Annotated in this window: 20 protein-coding genes; 17 read left to right on the plus strand and 3 right to left on the minus strand. The window is 65.6% G+C overall.

Annotated features, from left to right (window positions below):
* Positions 1 to 76: 76 nt before the first annotated feature.
* Complete coding sequence (gene coaA / locus AC1C2N_RS13625; RefSeq protein WP_495434275.1) at positions 77 to 1,033, minus strand: type I pantothenate kinase; 957 nt, start codon at positions 1,031 to 1,033, stop codon at positions 77 to 79.
* A gap of 35 nt (positions 1,034 to 1,068) precedes the next feature.
* Between coaA and glmS the strand changes: the two genes are divergently transcribed.
* The 10 genes from glmS to AC1C2N_RS13675 are packed head-to-tail and all read left to right on the plus strand — an operon-like array spanning position 1,069 to position 9,695.
* Positions 1,069 to 2,919 (plus strand): glutamine--fructose-6-phosphate transaminase (isomerizing), encoded by a 1,851-nt coding sequence (glmS, locus tag AC1C2N_RS13630; RefSeq protein WP_495434276.1) that lies wholly within the window; start codon positions 1,069 to 1,071, stop codon positions 2,917 to 2,919.
* Positions 2,920 to 2,973: 54 nt separating this feature from the next.
* Positions 2,974 to 3,387: a holo-ACP synthase gene (locus tag AC1C2N_RS13635; RefSeq protein ID WP_495434277.1), complete on the plus strand. Its 414-nt coding sequence runs from the start codon at positions 2,974 to 2,976 to the stop codon at positions 3,385 to 3,387.
* The gene (alr, locus tag AC1C2N_RS13640) at positions 3,384 to 4,496 is read left to right on the plus strand and encodes an alanine racemase (protein ID WP_495434278.1); all 1,113 of its coding nucleotides are present in this window, start codon (positions 3,384 to 3,386) and stop codon (positions 4,494 to 4,496) included. The genes AC1C2N_RS13635 and alr overlap by 4 nt, the downstream gene beginning before the upstream one ends.
* A complete protein-coding gene (tsaE, locus tag AC1C2N_RS13645) occupies positions 4,493 to 5,071 on the plus strand; it encodes a tRNA (adenosine(37)-N6)-threonylcarbamoyltransferase complex ATPase subunit type 1 TsaE (protein ID WP_495434279.1) in 579 nt (192 codons plus the stop codon). Before alr ends, tsaE begins: the two co-directional genes overlap by 4 nt.
* A gap of 9 nt (positions 5,072 to 5,080) precedes the next feature.
* Entirely contained in the window at positions 5,081 to 5,701 is a 621-nt protein-coding gene (gene tsaB, locus AC1C2N_RS13650) for a tRNA (adenosine(37)-N6)-threonylcarbamoyltransferase complex dimerization subunit type 1 TsaB (RefSeq protein ID WP_483404862.1), read from the plus strand.
* Positions 5,698 to 6,192, plus strand: a complete 495-nt coding sequence (rimI, locus tag AC1C2N_RS13655) for a ribosomal protein S18-alanine N-acetyltransferase (protein WP_495434280.1) — start codon at positions 5,698 to 5,700, stop codon at positions 6,190 to 6,192. The genes tsaB and rimI overlap by 4 nt, the downstream gene beginning before the upstream one ends.
* A gap of 11 nt (positions 6,193 to 6,203) precedes the next feature.
* Complete coding sequence (gene tsaD / locus AC1C2N_RS13660) at positions 6,204 to 7,262, plus strand: tRNA (adenosine(37)-N6)-threonylcarbamoyltransferase complex transferase subunit TsaD (RefSeq protein ID WP_495434281.1); 1,059 nt, start codon at positions 6,204 to 6,206, stop codon at positions 7,260 to 7,262.
* Positions 7,263 to 7,286: 24 nt separating this feature from the next.
* On the plus strand, positions 7,287 to 8,549 hold the full coding sequence (locus AC1C2N_RS13665; RefSeq protein ID WP_495434282.1) for a DUF4190 domain-containing protein: 1,263 nt from the start codon (positions 7,287 to 7,289) through the stop codon (positions 8,547 to 8,549).
* 4 nt (positions 8,550 to 8,553) lie between these two features.
* Entirely contained in the window at positions 8,554 to 8,886 is a 333-nt protein-coding gene (locus AC1C2N_RS13670; protein WP_495434283.1) for a hypothetical protein, read from the plus strand.
* Between the two features lie 2 nt (positions 8,887 to 8,888).
* Positions 8,889 to 9,695 (plus strand): nitroreductase family protein, encoded by an 807-nt coding sequence (locus AC1C2N_RS13675; RefSeq protein ID WP_495434284.1) that lies wholly within the window; start codon positions 8,889 to 8,891, stop codon positions 9,693 to 9,695.
* A 58-nt stretch (positions 9,696 to 9,753) separates the two neighbouring features.
* Here AC1C2N_RS13675 and AC1C2N_RS13680 read toward each other — a convergent pair whose 3' ends face one another.
* Together AC1C2N_RS13680 and AC1C2N_RS13685 are read right to left on the minus strand one after the other, a co-directional pair.
* Positions 9,754 to 10,227 (minus strand): SRPBCC family protein, encoded by a 474-nt coding sequence (locus tag AC1C2N_RS13680; RefSeq protein ID WP_483404856.1) that lies wholly within the window; start codon positions 10,225 to 10,227, stop codon positions 9,754 to 9,756.
* 122 nt (positions 10,228 to 10,349) lie between these two features.
* The gene (locus AC1C2N_RS13685) at positions 10,350 to 11,546 is read right to left on the minus strand and encodes a class I SAM-dependent methyltransferase (protein ID WP_495434285.1); all 1,197 of its coding nucleotides are present in this window, start codon (positions 11,544 to 11,546) and stop codon (positions 10,350 to 10,352) included.
* 144 nt (positions 11,547 to 11,690) lie between these two features.
* On the opposite strand from AC1C2N_RS13685, the gene groES reads away from it, so the two are divergent.
* The 7 genes from groES (at position 11,691) to AC1C2N_RS13720 (ending at position 21,124) form a co-directional block, all read left to right on the plus strand.
* The gene (gene groES / locus AC1C2N_RS13690; protein ID WP_108391728.1) at positions 11,691 to 11,987 is read left to right on the plus strand and encodes a co-chaperone GroES; all 297 of its coding nucleotides are present in this window, start codon (positions 11,691 to 11,693) and stop codon (positions 11,985 to 11,987) included.
* A 99-nt stretch (positions 11,988 to 12,086) separates the two neighbouring features.
* Positions 12,087 to 13,145: an EamA family transporter RarD gene (rarD, locus tag AC1C2N_RS13695; RefSeq protein ID WP_495434488.1), complete on the plus strand. Its 1,059-nt coding sequence runs from the start codon at positions 12,087 to 12,089 to the stop codon at positions 13,143 to 13,145.
* A gap of 141 nt (positions 13,146 to 13,286) precedes the next feature.
* Positions 13,287 to 14,564, plus strand: coding sequence for an ABC transporter substrate-binding protein (locus AC1C2N_RS13700; RefSeq protein WP_483404854.1), 1,278 nt, complete (start codon positions 13,287 to 13,289; stop codon positions 14,562 to 14,564).
* A gap of 221 nt (positions 14,565 to 14,785) precedes the next feature.
* Positions 14,786 to 16,126: an ABC transporter substrate-binding protein gene (locus AC1C2N_RS13705; protein ID WP_495434286.1), complete on the plus strand. Its 1,341-nt coding sequence runs from the start codon at positions 14,786 to 14,788 to the stop codon at positions 16,124 to 16,126.
* Positions 16,123 to 17,064 (plus strand): carbohydrate ABC transporter permease, encoded by a 942-nt coding sequence (locus tag AC1C2N_RS13710; protein WP_483404852.1) that lies wholly within the window; start codon positions 16,123 to 16,125, stop codon positions 17,062 to 17,064. Before AC1C2N_RS13705 ends, AC1C2N_RS13710 begins: the two co-directional genes overlap by 4 nt.
* On the plus strand, positions 17,061 to 17,993 hold the full coding sequence (locus tag AC1C2N_RS13715) for a carbohydrate ABC transporter permease (protein WP_483404851.1): 933 nt from the start codon (positions 17,061 to 17,063) through the stop codon (positions 17,991 to 17,993). The genes AC1C2N_RS13710 and AC1C2N_RS13715 overlap by 4 nt, the downstream gene beginning before the upstream one ends.
* A complete protein-coding gene (locus AC1C2N_RS13720) occupies positions 17,990 to 21,124 on the plus strand; it encodes a glycoside hydrolase family 2 TIM barrel-domain containing protein (protein ID WP_495434287.1) in 3,135 nt (1,044 codons plus the stop codon). Before AC1C2N_RS13715 ends, AC1C2N_RS13720 begins: the two co-directional genes overlap by 4 nt.
* Positions 21,125 to 21,175 lie beyond the last annotated feature (51 nt).

Here is a 21,175-nt window from a genome sequence, read left to right on the forward strand (position 1 = left end):
GACGCGAGTGTGCGACCCCTCAGGCTCCGCGTTCAGCGCGCCTGGTTATGCCGGCGTCCTGCCTGCCGCAGCGCTCTCACACCTTGCGGAGGAGAACCGAGCTGACCTTGTGGTCTGACGCCTTTCGCAGGACGAGTTTGGCTCGTGCTTTGGTCGGGCGGATGTTGTCAATGAGGTTTGGCTCGTTGACCTCACGCCAGAAGTAGCGTGCCCGTTCGCGCGCTTCATCCTCGGTAAGATCCGCGTACACGTTGAAGTACGAGTTGGGGTTGGTGAAGGCGCCGCGCTGCAGTGCCATGAAGCGTTCCTCGTACCAGGTGGCGATATCGCTCGTGCGGGCGTCGACGAAGATACTGAAGTCGAAGAGGTCAGCAACCGTCAGCCGGTGCCCGTTCCCCGCGGGCTGAAGGACATTGAGGCCCTCGACGATGAGCACATCCGGGCGTCTAACCACAACCTGCGCGTCAGGAACTATGTCGTACTTAAGGTGGGAGTAGAACGGCGCACGCACCTCCGGCGCCCCGCTCTTGACCGCGCTCACGAAGCGGAGCAGCGCCCGGCGGTCGTACGCCTCTGGAAACCCCTTGCGGCCCATGATGCCGCGACGTTCGAGTTCGGAGTTCGGGTAGAGAAACCCGTCGGTCGTGATGAGTTCGACACGCGGGGTGTCCGGCCAGCGGGCCATGAGTTCCCGCAGGAGCCGGGCGACGGTGGACTTGCCGACCGCGACAGACCCGGCCACACCGATCACGAACGGGGTGCGGTCAGTGGTTTCGCCGAGGAACGACATGGTCGAATCGTGCAACCGCTTCGCCGCGGCGACGTACAGGCTCAGCAGCCGGCTGATCGGCAGATACACCTCCGCCACCTCGGTCATGTCCAGTCGGTCGCCGAGGCCCCGAAGCTGCACAACCTCCGCGTCGGTCAGTGGCGACGGTGTGTTCGGGGCGAGTCGTGCCCAGTCCGACCTGTCGATTTCAACGAACGGCGTGCTCTGGGTGCCATTGTGATGGCCGTCTCCGTGGTCAGACATAAGGCTCCCAGTCTATTGCGGCTATTCTTGACCCCATGTGTGGAATCGTGGGATACGTAGGCGGAAATGACAGCATCGATGTACTTGTCGGAGGACTGAGTCGGCTCGAGTATCGCGGTTACGACTCCGCAGGCGTCGCCGTCATCGACGAGAACGGTGTTCTCCGCACGCGGAAGCGGGCGGGCAAGCTTGCTGTTCTCGCAGACGACCTCAAGTCGGGAGCCATCGAAGTCAGCCGTACAGGCATCGGCCACACCCGCTGGGCGACGCACGGGGCACCGACCGACCAGAACGCGCACCCGCACCTCGGTGACGACGGCAAGCTCGCGCTCATCCACAACGGCATCATCGAAAACTTCTCCCCGCTCAAGCAGGAACTGCTCGACGAAGGCTTCACTTTCGAGAGCGACACGGACTCCGAGGTCGCCGCTGTGCTGCTCGGTCGTGAGTACCGCAAGACGCAGGACCTCCGCGAGGCATTCCAGAACGTCGTGGCACGGCTCGATGGCGCTTTCACGCTCCTCGCTGTGCACGAAAACGAGCCGGGCATCGTCGTCGGCGCACGCCGCAACTCGCCGCTCGTGATCGGGCTCGGCGATGGTGAGAACTTCCTCGCTTCGGACGTCGCCGCATTCGTTGAATACACCAGGAACGCCCTCGCCATCGGCCAGGACCAGATCGTCTCCATCACGCCGGACAAGGTCGAGGTCACCGACTTCTTCGGTGCTCCCGTCGAGGTCGAGCCCTTCGAGATCCAGTGGGACGCCAGCGCAGCAGACAAGGGCGGCTGGCCGAGCTTCATGGCCAAGGAGATTTCCGAAGAACCGGATGCCGTCGCCAACACCCTGCGCGGCCGCATCGATGCAGACGGCCAGGTCGTCATCCCCGAGCTCAACGGTCTCGATGAACTCTTCGTCGACATCAACCGCATCGTCGTCATCGCCTGCGGAACCGCCGCTTACGCGGGCCAGACCGCCAAATACGCGCTCGAGAAGTGGGCCGGAATCCCGGTCGATGTCGAGCTCAGCCACGAGTTCCGCTACCGCGAGCCGGTCATCACCCCGCAGACACTGGTCGTCTCGATCAGCCAGTCCGGTGAGACCATGGACACCCTCATGGCCGTGAAGTACGCCAGCGAGAAGGGCGCCAAGACGCTCTCGATCTGCAACACGCAGGGAGCAACGATCCCTCGCGAGTCCGACGCCGTCGTGTACACCCACGCCGGCCCCGAGGTTGCTGTCGCGTCGACCAAGGCGTTCGTCGCCCAGATCACCGCGCTTTACCTCTTTGCACTCCACCTCGCCCGCGTCCGTGGCGCTCAGCCCGCAGACGTTCTCGCCGAGCAGTCGGCAGAGCTCCTCGCCGTTCCGGCGAAGATCGCCACGATCCTCGACGAGAGCAGTGTCGTCGAGCAGCTGGCGCACTGGATGAGTGACTCCCGGGCAGTGCTGTTCCTGGGCCGCCACGTCGGGTACCCGATCGCTCTCGAGGGCGCCCTCAAGCTCAAGGAGCTCGCCTACATCCACGCCGAAGGGTTCGCCGCCGGTGAGCTCAAGCACGGTCCCATCGCCCTGATCGAACCGGGCCAGCCCGTGTTCGTCGTTGTGCCGAGCCCCCGTGGCTCCGCGATGCTGCACTCCAAAGTGGTTTCCAACATCCAGGAGATCCGGGCCCGCGGAGCGCGGATCATCGCGATCGCTGAAGAGGGCGACGCAGCGGTTCTTCCCTTTGCCGACACGGTCATCCGGATTCCGCTGGCCGCGCCACTCTTCGAGCCGTTGCTCGCCGTCATCCCGCTGCAGATCTTCGCGATGGAACTGGCGATCGCGAAGGGACTCGACGTCGACCAGCCGCGCAACCTCGCCAAGTCGGTGACCGTCGAGTAGCAGCCGCCGCACCCCTCCGCGGGTGCACGACGGAAGGCAAGCGAAGGGAGCAGCGTGATCGTCGGTATCGGGGTCGACCTGGTCGACCTTGCCCGCTTCGAACGTGCTGTCGACCGCACGCCTCGCCTGCGTGAGCGCCTGTTCGCTGAGAGCGAACGGTCGCGACCGTTGCGCTCACTCGCCGGCCGGTTTGCCGCGAAGGAAGCACTGATCAAGGCGCTGGGCAGTTCCGACGGCGTGCGCTGGCTCGACATCGTTGTGTCGAACAGTGATGAGGGCGACCCCGGCTTCGAGATCACCGGCGAGACAGCGAAGGTGATCGAAGCCCGCGGCATCGATCGGCTTCACCTCTCGATGAGCCACGATGCCGGAGCGGCGATTGCATTCGTCATTGCCGAGCGAAACGACCCAGACCGGTCGCAGTCGGGTACCGAGGCACAGGCCCCGCAGAAAGAAGAGAAGGCATGATCGGGTTCCGTGAAGCAGTGATCGACACGGATGCCATGACGCACAACATCCGTCACCTGGCTGGTGTCGTCGGGACGGACCACATCATCGCGGTCGTCAAGGCGGACGGCTACGGCCACGGCGCGGTGCAAGCGGCGCGCGCCGCCCTCGCCGGCGGCGCAGACTGGCTGGGAACGGCAGACCTCGTCGAGGCGCTCGAACTCAGGGACGCCGGAATCACGGCGCCGGTCCTGTGCTGGCTGCACGGCCCCGACACTGAATTCACGGCTGCAGGGCACCGCGGCATCGACGTCGGCGTCTCCTCGATCGACCAGTTGGAGAAGGTAGCGGATGCCGCTGGCGACGCGCCCATCGAAATCCACCTCAAGCTGGACACCGGTCTGTCCCGCAATGGACTCGACGCTTCCGACTGGGCGCGCGCATTCTCCCGCGCCGCCGAACTCGAGCGCAGCGGACGGATTCACGTGCGCGGCATTTTCTCGCACCTCTCCAACGCCTCCGACGATGACGATCGCCAGGCGGCCAGGGAATTCGACGCGGGTGTCCGGCTGGCAACACAACACGGACTCCGTCCGGAGCTCGTGCACCTCGCTGCCACCGCTGCGGCGATCCGGCTGCCGGAGACGCGCTTCAACACGGTGCGCATCGGTCTCGGGCTCTACGGACTCTCGCCATTCGACGATGCCGAATCCAGCGACCTCGGACTCATCCCCGCGATGACCCTTCGAGCGTCGGTTGCCGCCATCCGGCGGGTACCGGCGGGAAAGGGCGTCTCGTACAGCTATACCTACCGCGCTCCGGAAGAGACGACCCTCGCCCTTGTCCCGCTCGGCTACGGCGACGGCATCCCTCGCCAGGCATCCAACGCCGGTCGTGTTCTGATCGGCGGGGGAGTGCACCAGATCGCGGGCAGGATCGCTATGGATCAGTTCGTTGTCGCCGTTGGTGACGCCGCTGTGTCGACCGGAGACGATGTGGTGATCTTTGGTGACCCCGCCACCGGCGCGCCGAGCGCGACGGACTGGGCGACGGTAGCGGGGACGATCAACTACGAAATCGTCACGCGCATCGGAGCCAGGGTGCACCGCGTCTACGGTGCCGGATCATGATCGAGCTCCCGTTCGACTCCGTCGTCGCGACGGCCGACGACATGCACGAACTGGGGATCAGCCTCGGCCGGTCCCTCCGAGCGGGGGATCTCCTCGTGCTCACCGGCCCGCTCGGCGCTGGAAAGACGACGCTCACCCGCGGGATCGGTGAGGGACTCGGCGTTCGAGGACCGGTGACGAGTCCCACGTTCGTGCTGGCGCGCACCCACCCGAGCCTGTCGGATGGTCCACCGCTCGTTCACGTGGATGCCTACCGGCTGTCAAGCGCCGTTGAACTCGACGACCTCGACATCGACTTCGCGGGCAGCGTCGTCATCGTCGAGTGGGGGCGCGGCATGCTCGACGGCATCGCCTCACGGTGGCTCGACGTGGAGATCGAGCGTCCGACGGGGGCGGGCCAGCAGGTGCATTCTTCGAATGGAATACAGGCGGATTCCGGTGGCGGCAAAGACGTGTCAGCTCTCGAGCACGAGGCTGGCGTGAACGAGGCCGACGCCGACGGTGCCGACGTGGACGAGACCGACGAGCCTCGCCGGGTCCGCATCACGATCTCTGAGCCGCCGGTGACCGCGTAGGCTTGATCCGTGCTCCTCGCCATAGATTCATCCACGGGAACCAGCGTCGCTGTGGTCGATCGCGACGGCGGTGTTCTCGCCGAGCGGACCACAGGCGACACGATGAGCCACGCCGAAGTGGTGGGTTCGCTGCTCCGTGAGGTCATGCAGGAGGCCGGTGTCGACGCATCCGCTCTCTCCGGTGTCGTCTGCGGGATGGGCCCAGGCCCGTTCACCGGGCTTCGAATCGGCATCGCTGCGGCCCGCGTGTTCGCACTCGCGGCAGATAAGCCGCTCGTCCCTCTCGTCAGCCACGACGCCATAGCCTTCGACTGGTACCGCTCCGGCAACACCGGCGGGTTGCTCGTGGTCACCGATGCCAGGAGACGCGAGCTGTACTGGTCGGCATACTCCGGCGTCGACGAACACGGAGCGCCTGCCCGGGTGGATGGTCCAGGGCTGGCCAAACCCGACGACCTGGGCCACAGCGATCTTCAGCGGCTCGACGCAACGACGGTGTCTGCAGGTTCACTCGGCATGCTCGGGGAACTGCTCTACTCGACAGGTGGCTCGTTCGCCGCGGACGAGGCGCTCTACCTGCGCTCGCCGGACGCGAAACCGTCGCTCGGCGGAAAACGGGTGACGGCATGACCTGGCAGATTCGGCGCGCCACCGTCGCGGACCTCGCGCATATCCTGGCGATCGAGCAGTCGACCTTCGGGTCCGATGCCTGGTCGGCCGAACTTCTCCGCTCGGAACTCGCGAGCGCAAACACGTACTACATCGTCGCGACACCGGTCGGCGCCCCCGAGATCGTCGAGGGCTACGCGGGACTGATGGTCCCACCGGGCGCCGCCGACGCCGATATCCAGACGATCGCTGTTGCCGCAGAGGTCCGCCGCATGGGACTCGGCCGCATCCTCGTTCGCGCCCTGCTCAGCGAGGCGCGAAAGCGCGGCGCGCGGCAGGTGTTCCTCGAGGTGCGGGAGGACAACCCGGCGGCCCAAGCGCTGTACCTCGACCTCGGGTTTGAGGCGATCGCCGTGCGGCCCGGCTACTACCAGCCGGACAATGTCGACGCCATTGTGATGAAGCTCGTCCTTCAGCCCCGCGTTCCAGGGCTCGCGGTGGGCGCGCAGTGAACGAGGACCTGATGAACCGCACCAACCCGCTCGTTCTGGGGATCGAGACGTCCTGCGACGAAACCGGAATCGGTATCGTGCGGGGGACGAGGCTGCTGAGCAACACCATAGCGTCCTCGATGGACGAGCACGCGAGGTACGGCGGCGTCGTTCCCGAGGTAGCGGCACGGGCGCACCTCGAGGAACTCGTTCCCGCCATCCGCCACGCTGTCGCCGAGGCCACTATCTCCCTCGATGACCTCGACGCCATCGCCGTAACGAGCGGCCCAGGGCTGTCGGGTGCCCTCATGGTCGGCGTCGGCGCGGCCAAGGCGCTCGCGGTCGCGCTGGACAAACCTCTCTACGCGGTCAACCACCTCGTCGGGCACGTCGGTGCCGACATCCTGGACGATTCCGGAACTCCATTCGAGTATCCGACGATCGCCCTGCTGGTTTCCGGTGGGCACACCTCCCTTCTTCTCGTGCGCGATCTCGTGAGCGACGTCGAGCTGCTCGGTGAGACGATCGATGATGCCGCAGGAGAAGCTTTCGACAAGGTTGCTCGTATTCTTGGGCTCCCGTACCCCGGTGGCCCCCAGATCGACAGGGTCGCAGCGGCCGGAGACCCGAACGCCATCAGGTTCCCGCGCGGACTCAGCCGGCCCAAAGACATGGAGAAGCATCGGTACGACTTCTCGTTCTCCGGTCTCAAAACCGCGGTTGCGCGCTGGGTGGAGCAGAAGCAGGATGCCGGACTCGAGGTGCCAGTAGCGGATGTCGCCGCCGGCTTCCGGGAGGCGGTCGCGGATGTGCTCATCACCAAGGCGCTCGCTGCCTGCGCCGACTATGGTGTGCCGCGGTTGCTGCTCGGTGGCGGAGTCGTCGCGAACGCCCGGGTCCGGGCGCTCGCCGCGGAACGGTCTGCCGCGGCGGGAGTGGCTCTCCGCATCCCACCGCTGTCCCTGTGCACGGACAACGGCGCGATGATCGCCGAACTGGGCGCGCAGCTCATCATGGCGGGCCACGCACCCTCTACACTCGACTTCTCGGCAGATTCAACACTTCCTGTGACGGATATCCAGGTGCACTAGCACCGCGCGACGAAGGAGACGCCCATGTCAGATCCTCACGGCCCCGACGGAGTTCCCCCGGCGCCACCGGTGCCGCCGACAACTCCGGAGCCGAACGTGCCATCGATCCCGGCTCAACCGACTCCGCCGTCGCCGAGTGAACCGACGCCGTCGCCCACCGAACCGGCTGCACCGACTCCCTCCGAGCCGGTCGCCCCCCGACCCGCCGAACCGGCTGTGCCGACACCCGTGGAGCCCACGGTGCCGGCTCCCGTCGAGCCGGGGCCGCCACTGCCGACCGAACCCGAAAAACCGGGGCCGGGCGCGCCATCCTCGCCCTTCCCGCTCGCTACCGCTGCTCCCCAGGAGCGACCGCGGACGTCGGAGCCGGGTGGGGTCCAGCACCCGTCCTCGCCAGCCACGCCGTACCGTTCCGCGGGAGCGCCACCGGTCAACCCGTTCCCGCAGGTGCAGCCCGTTGCGGCACCGGCTGCCGGTGCCCCGGCACCGTACGGGGTTCCATATCCGGGTCAGCAGCAGCCCCAGCACGCGCAGGGCCAGCAGTCTCAGGCCCAACAGCCGCAGGCCCAACAGTCACAGGCCCAGCAACCGCAGGGTCTACAGCCACAGGCTCCGCACGGTCAGCAGTATTCTGGCCAGCAGCAGCAGCAGCAGCAGCAGCAGCAGCAGCACCCGGCATCCGCCCAGTACCCCGCGTCGCCCCAGTACCCGGCATCCGCCCAGTACCCCGGTCAGGCCCAGTACCCCGCGTCCGCCCAGTACCCCGGTCAGGCGCAGTATCCCGTTCAGCCTCACAATCCCGGTCAGCCGCAGGCTCCCTGGCCGCCTCAGCCTGGCAACCCTCAGCCCGGCAATCCTCAGGCGTTCACGCCAGCGGGCTATGCGCCGCCATTCGTCCCGTCCCCTCAGGGGCAGGCGCCGGTACAGCAGGCATACGGGTCACCGACTGCGCCGTATCCCGGTCAGCAGGGGTACGCGGGTGCGCCCGGTTATTCCGGTCAGCCGCAGTACCCCACGTCCCCGAAGCCCGCAGCGCCGCCCAAGCCCAAGATGGGCCTGATCGGTCTCATCCTCGGAATCATCGGCGTTATCGGCGGCATCATTTTCGGCTGGACGCTTCCCCTGTCGATAGCCGCGATAGTCCTCGGCCTCGTCGCGCGGAAGAAGGAAGTCGACACCCCTGGCCGATCCCTCGCCGCCATAGTGACGGGCGTGGTCGGGCTTCTTCTTTCCCTGGGCTGGCTTGCGTACAGCGTGATCACCATTGCGGCCACGACAGCGGGATAGGTTCATGTCCCAACGGGTTCCACCGGTGCTTTTCACCGTCGCCGCGTCCAGCTACGCGGCCAACTGTGCGCTCGGTGCCGGCGTTGCGGCAGGCCGTGTGCACACGGGCAACTTTCGCTGGATTCATCACGCTCTCTACATCACGACAGTGACAACGAGCGTGATCGCGGTCAGTTCCCTGCTGTGGAGCCGCAACCGGGCAGGACTGTTTCTCCTGCCAGCGGCGATCCCCCTTGCGGTGATACCGCGGGCGAGCGCACGGTCGCCCAGGCACGTGCGGACAGCGCTTTCTGCAGCACCGTTTTTCGTACTCAGTGTGATCAAGGCCTGGAGGTAGGCGTGGAGTTTCTCGATGTGGTTCGCCGGCGGAAGACAACGAACGGCCCGTTCCTGCCGGACAGGGTCAGTGAGGAACACCAGCGTCTGCTGATGGAAGTGGCCGGTCGCGCCCCCTCGCAGTTGAACAGCCAGCCGTGGCGATTCGTGATTGTCGATGACCCGGACACGATCGACACCATTGCGAGAATCAGTGGCGACAGCATGACCGAGGCGATGTCGAACGGCACTTTCTTCGAGCGCTACAAGCCGTATTTCCGCTTCAGCGCGAGCGAAATGGCCGAAAGACGCGACGGGATGCTGTTCGACAAGCTTCCCGCTGCGTTGCGGCCGTTCACCACACAGGTGTTCACCAAGCGTGGCCAGAAGCTCATGAATGCGATGCGTGTTCCGCAGAAGCTCGGTGAAGAGAACCGCAAGCTCGTTGCCGGCTCACCGTTGCTCATCGGCGTGATGCTTGACCGCTCGGAGTATCGCCCTGGCGAGCTGAGCTCGTTCTATTCAGTGTTCAGCATGGGTGCTGCGATGGAAAACGTCTGGCTGACCACTGTCGAACTCGGCATGGGGATCCAGTTCGTCTCGTTCCCGATGGAAGTCCCGGGCATGTGGGCGAAGATCGAGAACCTGCTCGAGGTGCCCGATTCCCTCGAACTCATGGCTGTCTACCGCCTCGGCTATGTGCCGACGGAACAGCGCCGCCCCGCTATCGACTGGACGAGCCACGAACGCAAGCTGCCGTCGCAGTACGTGTTCCGCGGGACATGCAAAACGCCACAGACCGGCTGGGACACTCCCGTTTCACACGGGTAGCCCAGCCGGCCTGCGGCGTCGGCCCGACGGGCGGTCAACCGCCGACGGGTGCGCTACATCAGCGACCGGTTGCGTCGGGGGAGCGGTCGACCTCGCCGCGCCAGGCTCCGGTCTCGAAGCCGTTCGACTCGATGAGCTTCTTGAACTTCTTGAGGTCGTGACCGATCTGGATGTCGTCGACCTGGAGCAGCGCTCCGGCGTGCTCGAGGATGCCCTGCGGTGACCAGTCGAGCCGCAGCGAGATTCGCGTCTCATCCGCGCTCAAGCGGTGGAACGAAACGACACCGGCGTGATCTTCGCCGTCTGTGCTCGTCCACGCGATGCGGGTGTCGGGGATCTGCTCGGTGATCTCAGCGTCGAATTCGCGTTTGATGCCGGCAATCGACACTTTCCAGTGGGTCTGGGTGTCGCTCGTCTGAGTCACGTCGTCGACGCCGCTCAGGAACTGCGGGAAAGATTCAAACTGAGTCCACTGGTTGTATGCGGTTGACACGGGGACGTGAACGTCGATATCGGCGTTGACAGTTGTCATGAGCGCTCCTTCTGGGTGAGATCCATTGTGTGATCCCAGAGAACCACGGGACGCCTCACAGTGTCGAGGGGTTGCGGGTCGGGCGGGTCTTCGTCAACTTTCTGGAGCGACTGTGCCGCAGGTCAGTTCCGGGGGATCCGCTCGCAGAGGAGCGCGGCGTGCTTGCCGTTCACGCGGGTGAGCACAATCGTCGCGCTCTTGCTGCCGCGGAGCGCCATCCGCTTGCGGAAGACCGCCGGATCGATGTCTGCGCCTCGCTTTTTCACCTCGAGCGTCCCGATATCGCGCCTCGCGAGCTCCCGCTTCAGTGTCCGCTCATCGAGCGGGAACCTCTCGATCACGCGGAACGCCGTGGCGAACGGGGTCCGGGCCTCGGTGTCGCCCGTGAGATAGGCAATGCCGGGGCTGAGCATCCCCGCACCGATCTCGCGCGCAACGTCGCCGATAAGCCTCGCCCGGATGACCGCGCCGTCCGGTTCGAAGAGAAATTCGCCGGGCTCACGCACGGCGACATCCTCACTGTCGGCGGGAGCGGTCAGTTCGTGGGTTCCCGCCGAGTCGAGGACGAGCGCTGACCGGCGCACCCCATCGCGGGCGAGGGCGCCGAACCACAGGCCGAGCTCGACGACCTGCCCATCGACGCTGACCCATTGGGCTTCAGCGTCGTCGGGAATGAGTGATCTGTCGAACCCTGGGCCGAGTTTGACACCGACGGGCTGCGTTGCGGCACGCCCGAAGACCAAATCGAGCGACGGGCTGTAATCCTCCGGCCGGGTCAGCCGAGTGGTGTTCGAGTGCCCGGCGGTGCGTCTGGCCGGATCGAAATAGAGCCCGTCGAATGCGCTCGTGTCGATGTCCTCCGCCTTCGCGTGCCTCACATCGGCGGTGGGGAAGGGGGCGAGGTTGTAGCTGGCGACTGTCGCGGTCACTTCGTCGGCGTCGACGGCGGTAACCTCGAGGTCCATCGCGGCCATCGCCATGGCGTCGCCCCCGATCCCGCAGCCGAGGTCAGCAATCCGGGTGAGTCCCGCCGAGCTGAATCGGCCGGCGTGGAGTGCGGCGACGCGCAACCGGGTGGCCTGTTCGAGGCCAGCCTCGGTGAAGAGCATCCGCGACGCGAACTCGCCGAACTTCCCAACAGCCTTCCGCCGGAGCCTGACCTGCGTCAGCACGGCCGCGACGAGCGCGGGCGAGTGGCCTTCCGCGCGCAGTCGTGACACGGTCCCAACCGGGTCGGTGTCGGCATCCGACCCCCCGACCTGGTCGATGAGGGTGAGCCCATCCGGCGTCAGTAGTTCAACGAGTTCGGCTCTCTCCATCGTGCAAACTTATCAACCCGGATGCTGTGCGCTCGCCCTACGTTGGCACTCACGTTGCGAGAGTGCCAACGTATCCCTACACTGGCATTAGCACTCTCGATGTGAGGGTGCTAACTCAAGTCTTAGTTTAGAAAGAGGTCAACCGTGTCGGTCAGCATCAAGCCGCTCGAGGATCGCATCGTCATCAAGCAGGTCGAGGCAGAGCAGACCACTGCTTCAGGTCTCGTCATTCCTGACACCGCCAAGGAGAAGCCGCAGGAAGGCGTCGTCGAGGCTGTCGGCCCCGGCCGCATCGACGACAACGGCAACCGAGTACCGCTCGACGTCGCCGTCGGCGACAAGGTGATCTACTCCAAGTACGGCGGAACCGAGGTCAAGTTCGACGGCCAGGACTACCTGGTCCTCTCGGCTCGCGACGTGCTCGCGGTTGTGGTTCGATAACTCAAACGAACTGAAGCCCGGACGGTGACTCACTGTCCGGGCTTCTTCGTCTTAACAGGCGGTTGCCCCGCAGGTGCGGAGTAGCATCGATGGGTGCAGATGACCCCAGAGCCGGTTCCGGCCAATAGTGCAGGCCCGACAGGCAATGCAGCTCCGACAGGCAATGCAGGTCCGACAGGCGGTGCGGGCCCCGAAGCGGCGGCCACCGGCGCAGTGGCTTCTCCCGACGCCCCGCTGAGCCGCCCCGGCCTCATTTTCGCCGTGACCGCATACACGCTGTGGGGCGTTCTTCCGCTGTACTTCCTCCTGCTCGCGCCGACGGGCCCGTTCGAGCTTGTCGCGGCCCGCGTGATCTTCTCGCTGGTGTTCTGCATGTTCCTCCTGACGGTGACGCGCGGGTGGGCTCCCTTTCTCCAGCTCGCCAGGAATCCCCGGGTGTCTTTCACCCTCGGTCTCGCTGGCGTCCTCATCTTCGTCAACTGGCAGACGTACGTCTACGGAGTGCTGAACGGGCAGGTCGTCGAGACGGCGCTCGGTTACTTCATCAATCCCATCGTCACTGTTTTTCTCGGCGTGTTCTTTCTGCGCGAGAAGCTTCGCGTCGTGCAGTGGATCTCGGTCGGCATCAGCATTGCCGCGGTGCTCGTGCTCGCGATCGGCGCGCACGGCGTTCCGTGGATTGCCCTGATCCTCGCCTTTTCCTTCGGGCTCTACGGCTACATCAAGAAGCGGGTCGGGGGGACCGTCGACGCCGTCTCGGGGCTCACCCTCGAGACAGCGTGGCTCACGCCCCTCGCCGTCGTCCAACTCATCGTCGTCGGCTCCACCGCCGGACTGACCATCGGACAGGTCAGTGTCTTTCATACGGTGCTGCTCGTCGGTACCGGTGTGATCACGGCGGTGCCCCTGCTCTTCTTCGCCGCTGCGTCGCGTCGGCTTCCGCTCATCTACATGGGCTTCATCCAGTTCTTCGCCCCCGTGATTCAGTTCCTCGTCGGGGTGCTCGTACTCCACGAGGCCATGCCGGTGGAGCGGTGGATCGGGTTCATTCTGGTCTGGATTGCTCTCGTCGTCCTGACGGCGGACACGGTCATCAGTGCGCGCGGATCGCTCCGGCGGCGCAATAAAGCTGCGTCTGAAGCGCCAGAACAGCTCTGATGCCGCTGAACTGTAACGATTGCGTCGCCGTTACACGTATGTAACGCCCACGTATTGTTCGGTGACGATTGCTCGAATATGTTGGCATCACGACAGTATTTAGCGCTGTCGGTTGGATACACGACACAGCATAGGAGCAACATGGGCGTCTTCACCCGGGCTACGGCCTCCCGCTCACGCACCCGCACGATCACACTGGGTTCTCTCGCAATCCTCGGAGCCAGCGCGCTGGTCCTCACCGGTTGCAGCAGCCCAGGTGGCGGCGAAGGTGACTCAGACCAGCCAGCAGGCGACCTGACACTCAAGATCGGAACGCAGCTGCCGCAGACAGGCAACCTCGCCTTCCTCGGCCCGCCCGAGGAAGCAGGAGTCGGCCTCGCGGCCAAGGAGATCAACGACGCCGACCTCGGGATCGAGATCGACGTTGTCTACGGTGACTCCGGAGACACCGACAACAAGGCATACGCAACCGAGGTGCCGCGACTTCTTCAGGAGGGCGTCTCGGCGATCATTGGCGCAGCCGCCAGTGGTGTGACCAAGCTCTTCATCGACCAGGTGACGGGCGAAGGCGTGATTCAGTTCTCGCCGGCCAACACCTCTGCGGACTTCACAACGTGGGACGACAACGGGCTGTTCTGGCGAACTGCCCCGAGTGACGTGCTGCAGGGTGAGGTCCTCGGAAACCTGATCGCTGAAGACGGCAACGAAACCCTCGGCATTCTCTACCTCAACGACTCGTACGGGACCGGCCTCGCCGAATTCACGACAGAGGCGTTCGAGAACGCGGGCGGCGAAGTCGTCGAACAGCAGTCGTACAACACGGGCGACACCTCCTTCGACGCTCAGGTCAGCGCACTGAAGGCGGCAAACCCCGACGCAATCGCCCTGATCGCGTTCGAGGAGACCAAGACGATCGTTCCCGCGCTCGCCGGGTTCCCGTCCGACAAGCTGTACTTCGTCGACGGCAACCTCGCCGACTACTCAGCCGATTTCCCTGCAGGTACCCTCACGGGCGCCAAGGGTACGCTGCCGGGTCTCGACACCGAGTCCCTCGGTGACTTCACCGACCGCCTGCAGGAGTTCTGGCAGGGCGAGGGCAACGAGGAGCTGAAGGACTACAGCTACGCGGCTGAATCCTACGACGCCGTCGTCCTTCTGGCGCTGGCCGCGATGGCGGCGGGCTCCACCGACGGCGAGGACATCGCAGGGAAACTCCAGGAGGTCTCTGGTGGTTCCGGTGACGGTACCACGTGCACGTCGTTCAGCGAGTGTGCTGAGCTGCTCAACGATGGCGAGACGATCGACTACGACGGAAACTCCGGCCCGGTCACGTTCGACGAGAACGGTGACCCGACCGAGGCAACGATCGGCGTCTTCCAGTACCTCGAAGACAACACCTACGAGCGCATCTCCGAGTAGTTCGTAACCGAAACACAACCGCAGGGCCACGGGAAACCGTGGCCCTGCCGTTCGTTAAGCCCGGCGCTACAGCCTCCCACCGCGCTGCGCTGGAGCGCGTCTCGTCCATTCACGTTCGGCAGACTCTCGTCATCCGGCCGGTGCTGTGTTAGCGTCATGTCACCCATTTGCGGGGAGGCGACCAGCCGCGTGTACCGGCCATCACAACGAAGTGAATGCACATGACACCACTCTCAAGGCGCCAATTGCTCGGCGCTGGACTCAGCTCAGCAGCGCTCGCCATGCTCACCGGGTGCGCCACACCCGGGACCACGTCGGTCAACTCCCAACCGGTGATTGCCGCTGCCGGCGGCGGCGAAAAGATCACCCTGACCTACTGGGCCTGGCTCAAGGACCTCCAGAAGGTTGCCGACGTGTGGAACGCCTCGCACCCCGACGTGCAGGTCGAGGCCGTCTGGATCCCCGGCGGAAACGACGGCGGATACCAGCAGCTCTACGCGGCGCTCGCCGCGGGCGGCGGGCCGGACATCGGACAGGTGGAACTCCGATCCATTCCCGAGTTCATGCTCGTGAACGGGCTGGTGGACCTGTCACGGTACGGAGCCGACGACCACGCGGATCTCTATGACAAGACGCTCTGGAGCCAGGTGAGTTACGTGGACGGTGTCTATGGCATCCCGCAGGACTCAGGTCCCATGGCGATGTTCTACCAGCCCGAGGTGTTTGCCAGGGTAGGTGGATCTCCGCCGTCGACCTGGGACGACTGGCTCGGGCTCGCGCGAGAGCTTCGCGGCGCTGGCGCGTACATCGACTGCTTCCCACTCGCTGACGCATCCTTCTTTGCGGCGCTGGCCACCCAGGCCGGTGCGAGCTGGCTGAGGGCCGAGGACGACGGGTGGGTGATCAACATGACCGACGAATCCACCCTGCAGGTCGCGCGGTTCTTCGACGGCGCGATCGACGAGGACCTCGTTGAGAGCGGCTATGCGGCGTACTCGCCCGCCTGGTTCGCCGCAGCGGCCAACGGCGAGATGGCATCCGTCGTCACCGGCAGCTGGGGCGACGCCATCATCGAGGGCGTGAGCAACGGCGCGGGGAAATGGATGGCGGCACCCATGCCGACCTGGGGCGACTCAGGCTTCGGGTCGAGCTACCTGGGCGGCTCCACCGCGGCCGTCTTTGCCAACAGCGCCCACCCGAAGGAAGCCCTCGAGTTTGCGGTGTGGATGACCACCTCGCAGGAGGGCATCGACGCCATGATCGACAACAGCGGCATCGGCTGGTCGCCGGCGCCAGACGTGATCGGCGCGAAACGGGAACAGCCATCCGAATTCTTCAGCGGCCAGCGCTACAACGAGGAAGTCTTCGTCCCCGCGACCCTCCAGCAGAACGCCGACTGGTCGTGGTGGCCCACAACGCAGCAGACCTTCAACATCCTGAGCGACGGCTTCCGGAAGAAAGCATCGGGAACCACGCTCGTCGACTCTCTCGCGACATCCGAGAGGCTCGTGATGAAGTCCTTCGAGAACAAGGGCCTCCGTATCCGCAAGGAGGAGTCGTGACGTCGACAACCGCTCGACCGGCAACCCGCAGTGCACCGGCAAAGCAGAGGGCGAGGGTCGCGGCAACGACCCGGGCCCCATGGCTGCTCCTGGCGCCGTTCCTGGCGCTTTTCCTGCTCACCTTCATTCTCCCGATCCTGGTGGCGATCGGGTCGAGCTTTACGAGGGTCACGCGCAGGGGGCTGTTCGGTGAAGAGGGGGTGACCACCGAGTTCGCCTGGTTCAGCAACTACGCGCAGGCGCTCGCCGACGGCAACTTCGTCGCATCGATCGGGCGGATGCTGCTCTTCGGCATTGTGCAGGTTCCCATCATGATCGCCCTGTGCACCATTCTTGCGCTCATGCTCGAGTCGGCCTCAGCGAAGTGGCCCGGGTTCTTCCGCGCCGCCTATTTCCTGCCGTATGGCGTTCCCGGTGTGATCGCGACCATCCTGTGGTCGTTCCTCTACGTCCCGGGGCTCTCTCCGCTGTTCGACATCGCCGGACTGTTCGGCCTGACGCCCAACTTCCTCGGTGCCAGCACCGTGCTCTGGTCGATCGCGAATATCGTGACCTGGAGCTACACCGGATACAACATGCTCATCATCGTGGCTCAGCTCAAAGCGATCCCGGTCGAACTGTATGAAGCGGCAAAAGTGGACGGCGCGTCGACGCTCCGGGTCGCAACGAGCATCCAGCTCCCGCTCATTCGGCCGGCGCTGCTGCTCACCGCCGTGTTCTCCATCATCGGCACCCTGCAGCTGTTCGCGGAAGCCCAGGTGCTGCAGTCGGTCTCGCCGGCCATCGACAGCCAGTACACGCCGAACCTCAGCGCGTACACGACGGCGTTCGCCTACAACGACTACAACGTCGCCGCTGCCCAGGCTGTGCTCATCGCCGTCGTGGCATTCGCACTCTCCTTTGCTTTCCTGAAGCTGACGAATCGGAAATCATCATGACCACAACGACGACACGTCAGACCGGACAGGCATCCGTTTCATCGTCAGCAACCGACGCGAACACCGCGGCGAAAAAGCGACGGACGCGTTCGAGGCGATCATCGTCGATCATCGTCACGGGGATCCTCACTGTCGTCGCGCTGTACTTCCTCATTCCGGTGTACTGGGTCGTCGTCGCTGCCACGAAGTCGACGGAGGACCTGTTCTCCACCTACGGGTTCTGGTTCGCCCCGACGTTCGCCCTGTGGGAGAACCTCGGCCAGGTGCTGAGCTACGACGGCGGTATCTTCGTGCGCTGGTTCGGCAACTCGGTGCTCTACGCCGGGGTCGGCGCGCTCCTCGCGACCTACTTTGCGGCCGCGGGAGGGTATGCGCTCGCGAAATACGAGTTCAAGGGCCGTGACCTCATCTTCGGCACCATCCTCGGAGGCGTGCTCGTGCCCGGGACGGCGACGGCACTCCCGCTCTTTCTGCTGTTCAGCCAGATGGGCATCGCCAACACCTACTGGAGCGTGCTGCTTCCGTCACTCGTTTCACCGTTCGGGCTGTTCCTGTGCCGCATCTACGCCCAGGCCACCGTCGATTCATCACTCGTCGAGGCCGCCCGCATCGACGGGGCCGGCGAGATCCGGATCTTCCACACCATCGGACTGAGAATCCTCACCCCGGCGCTCGTCACGGTATTTCTGTTCCAGCTGGTCGGCATCTGGAACAACTACTTCCTGCCCCTTGTGATGCTTTCTGACTCCGATCTCTACCCGATCACCCTCGGACTCAACAGTTGGTTGAGCCAGGTCGATAGGCTGCCAGAGTTCTATGAACTCACCACCGGCGGAGTTCTGTTGTCGATCATTCCGCTCGGCATCGCCATGATCGTGTTGCAGCGCTTCTGGCGCGGCGGCCTCACCGAAGGATCAGTCAAGTCGTGACATCCAGCTCCACAGCAGACAATTTCACACTCACCTCGAAAGGCCCGGGATCCGGACGACGATTGCCAGCACGGTCCTGGTTGAATTCGGATGCCGCGTCGCAGTCGCTGAACGGACAGTGGCGGTTCCGCCTGCTGGCAGGCACTCCGGGAACACCGGGCGCCGCTGGAGTGCTGCCCGATGGCGAAGCGGACACCGACGTTGCGACCGAGGAGTTCGACGACTCGGGCTGGGACACCCTCACGGTGCCGTCACACTGGGTCCTGCAGGGCGACGGTAAGTACGGGCTGCCGATCTACACGAACGTGCAGTACCCGTTCCCGGTGGAGCCCCCGCACGTGCCGGATGACAACCCGACGGGGGACTACCGTCGCACCTTTGAGCTCGCCGAGTCCTGGAGCGACGCCGCCCGGGTGGTGCTGCGCTTCGACGGCGTGGAGTCGCACTACCGCGTCTGGGTCAACGGGGCCGAGGTCGGGGTCGGCGTCGGTTCGAGGCTGGCCCAGGAGTTCGACGTCACCCCGGTCGTACGAACGGGCACCAACCTCATTGTGGTCAGGGTCTCCCAGTGGTCGGCCGCGAGCTACCTCGAAGACCAGGACCAGTGGTGGCTGCCCGGGATCTTCCGGGACGTGACTCTTCAGGCGCGTCCGGCCGGAGGCATCGACGACGTCTGGCTGCGCGCCGCGTACGACGGTGATGCCGCCGGCACTGGCGCCGGGACCGTTTCCGCGGAGATCACCGCGTCACCCGACGCGTATCCGGTGACGCTGAGAATCCCCGCCCTCGACGTCGACGTGACCTGGCCGTCGGCCGACGCCGTGGCATCCGTTTCCATCGACGCCGTCGAACCGTGGTCGGCGGAGAGCCCAACGCTCTACGACGCAACAGTGTCCAATTCGGCCGAGACGGTGTCGCTGCGCGTCGGCTTCCGCACCGTTGAGATCGTCGGCGACCGCTTCCTCGTGAACGGGCGCCGTGTCGTGTTCCACGGCATGAACCGGCACGAAACCAACCCCGACCGCGGGCGGGTGTTCGACGAGGACTCCGCCCGCGAAGATCTCTCGCTCATGAAGCGGTTCAACGTCAATGCCATCCGAACGAGCCACTATCCGCCCCACCCGCGCCTGCTCGACCTCGCCGACGAGCTCGGGTTCTGGGTCGTGCTCGAGTGCGACCTGGAGACCCACGGGTTCGAGGCACACGGCTGGGTCGACAACCCGAGCGACGACCCGACCTGGCGAGAGGCTTACCTCGATCGGATGGAACGCACTGTCGAGCGGGACAAGAACCACCCGTCGATCGTGATGTGGTCGCTCGGCAACGAGGCGGGCACCGGACAGAACCTCGCCGCGATGGCAGCCTGGACCCACGCGCGGGACACCAGCCGACCGGTCCACTACGAGGGCGACTACACCGGGTCATACACCGACGTTTACTCCCGGATGTATTCCTCGGTGCCCGAGACCGAAACCATCGGTCGGGACGATTCGTTCAACCTGTTGCTCGGGTGCTCGGCCGCCGAATCCGCGAGACAGCGTACGAAACCGTTCCTGCTCTGTGAGTACGTGCACGCCATGGGGAACGGACCAGGCGCGATCGACCAGTACGAGGATCTCGTCGATCGGTACCCGAGGCTCCACGGCGGCTTCGTCTGGGAGTGGCGAGACCACGGAATCCGCACGCACACCGCCGACGGCACCGAGTACTTCGGCTACGGCGGTGACTTCGGCGAGGTGGTCCACGACGGCAACTTCGTCATGGACGGCATGGTGCTCTCCGACTCGACGCCCACCCCGGGGCTCTATGAATACAAGCAGGTCGTCGCGCCGATCCGGCTGGGCTTCGACGTGGACGGGAACGGCGACAGGGTCGTGGTGGTGTCGAATCTGCGCCACACGACGGATGCCGCCGACGTTCTGTTCCGGTGGACCGCTGAGCACGACGGCACGACTGTCTCGACCGGGGAGCTCAAGGTCGCTGGTGCGACAGGGCTGGCGCTCGCCGCGGGGGAGTCGGCCACCGTCGCGTTGCCCTCGGTCGAGCTGGGGACCGGCGAAACCTGGTTCACGGTCGAGGCGGTGCTCCGTGAGGCGACAGCCTGGGCGGAGGCCGGTCACCGGATCTCGGCGGCACAGCTCGACCTCACCCCGCACGGTTCCGTCGGCACCAGCGTGCGACCGCTGGCCTCCGTCTCTGCCGATGCCGGTGCCGGTGCCGGTGCCGGTGCCGACGGCATCCCGGCTTCCCTGATCCCGGCTTCCCTGGCCCTGGGGCCGGCGGTCTTCGAGAATGGACGACTGGCCTCGCTCGCCGGCGTTCCGGTGTCGGGCCCGCGCCTCGAACTGTGGCGGGCACCGACCGACAACGATCGTGGCGACGGACGGGGCTCGTACGATCTCGCCGACCCGACACTGGCGAACGGAAACGGGGCACCCGCACCGTCGTCCGCCGAGGTCTGGCGTGCGGCGGGCCTCGACCGGCTCACCGCACGGGTTGAGCGGGTCGACGTGGGAGCCGACGGCATCCGGATTCGGACCCGGTATTCCGCGGCCGAGCAGCGGAACGCCGTGATCGTCGAGGAGGACTGGCGCGTCGTGGACGGCCAGCTCGCCCTGCGGGCCGACATCGTGCCGAGCGCCGGCTGGAACATGGTGCTGCCGCGCATCGGACTGAGGTTCGACCTGCCCGCGAGCGTTGACCGGGCGTCCTGGTTCGGCGCTGGACCGCGCGAGTCGTACCCGGACTCGACGCGAGCGGCCCTCGTTGGCCGATACTCGGCGACACTCGACGAGCTCACTGTTCCGTACGCGATGCCGCAGGAGAGTGGACACCGGAGTGATCTTCGTGCGCTGACGCTCGGACGCGACGGCGGGGACTGGCTGCGGGTCGATACGGTGCCGGATGCCAGGGGCCGGCGGATCGGCTTCACTCTTGCCGCTCACACCGCGCAGCAGGTGGACGCCGCGAACCACCGGTACGAGCTACCCGAGAGCGAGGCCAGCTACCTCTACCTCGACGCTGCGCAGCACGGGCTCGGATCGCGGGCGTGTGGGCCCGATGTCTGGCCGGACTTCATCCTGCGGCCAGAGGCGCGGACGATCACCCTGCGGTTCACAGCCATCGAGTAGCGCAGCGCCCCCTCACCCTCTGATCGACGAAACGCCCCGCAGGACTGCGGG

It is taken from the genome of Mycetocola sp. Y791 (genome assembly GCF_059445325.1).

Bases quoted from the DNA above. Each gene is read 5' to 3' on its own strand.
- coaA (WP_495434275.1), bottom strand. From the start codon at position 1,033: ATGTCTGACCACGGAGACGGCCATCACAATGGCACCCAGAGCACGCCG.
- glmS (WP_495434276.1), top strand. From the start codon at position 1,069: ATGTGTGGAATCGTGGGATACGTAGGCGGAAATGACAGCATCGATGTA.
- alr (WP_495434278.1), top strand. From the start codon at position 3,384: ATGATCGGGTTCCGTGAAGCAGTGATCGACACGGATGCCATGACGCAC.
- tsaE (WP_495434279.1), top strand. From the start codon at position 4,493: ATGATCGAGCTCCCGTTCGACTCCGTCGTCGCGACGGCCGACGACATG.
- rimI (WP_495434280.1), top strand. From the start codon at position 5,698: ATGACCTGGCAGATTCGGCGCGCCACCGTCGCGGACCTCGCGCATATC.
- tsaD (WP_495434281.1), top strand. From the start codon at position 6,204: ATGAACCGCACCAACCCGCTCGTTCTGGGGATCGAGACGTCCTGCGAC.
- AC1C2N_RS13665 (WP_495434282.1), top strand. From the start codon at position 7,287: ATGTCAGATCCTCACGGCCCCGACGGAGTTCCCCCGGCGCCACCGGTG.
- AC1C2N_RS13670 (WP_495434283.1), top strand. From the start codon at position 8,554: ATGTCCCAACGGGTTCCACCGGTGCTTTTCACCGTCGCCGCGTCCAGC.
- AC1C2N_RS13680 (WP_483404856.1), bottom strand. From the start codon at position 10,227: ATGACAACTGTCAACGCCGATATCGACGTTCACGTCCCCGTGTCAACC.
- AC1C2N_RS13685 (WP_495434285.1), bottom strand. From the start codon at position 11,546: ATGGAGAGAGCCGAACTCGTTGAACTACTGACGCCGGATGGGCTCACC.
- rarD (WP_495434488.1), top strand. From the start codon at position 12,087: ATGACCCCAGAGCCGGTTCCGGCCAATAGTGCAGGCCCGACAGGCAAT.
- AC1C2N_RS13700 (WP_483404854.1), top strand. From the start codon at position 13,287: ATGGGCGTCTTCACCCGGGCTACGGCCTCCCGCTCACGCACCCGCACG.
- AC1C2N_RS13705 (WP_495434286.1), top strand. From the start codon at position 14,786: ATGACACCACTCTCAAGGCGCCAATTGCTCGGCGCTGGACTCAGCTCA.
- AC1C2N_RS13715 (WP_483404851.1), top strand. From the start codon at position 17,061: ATGACCACAACGACGACACGTCAGACCGGACAGGCATCCGTTTCATCG.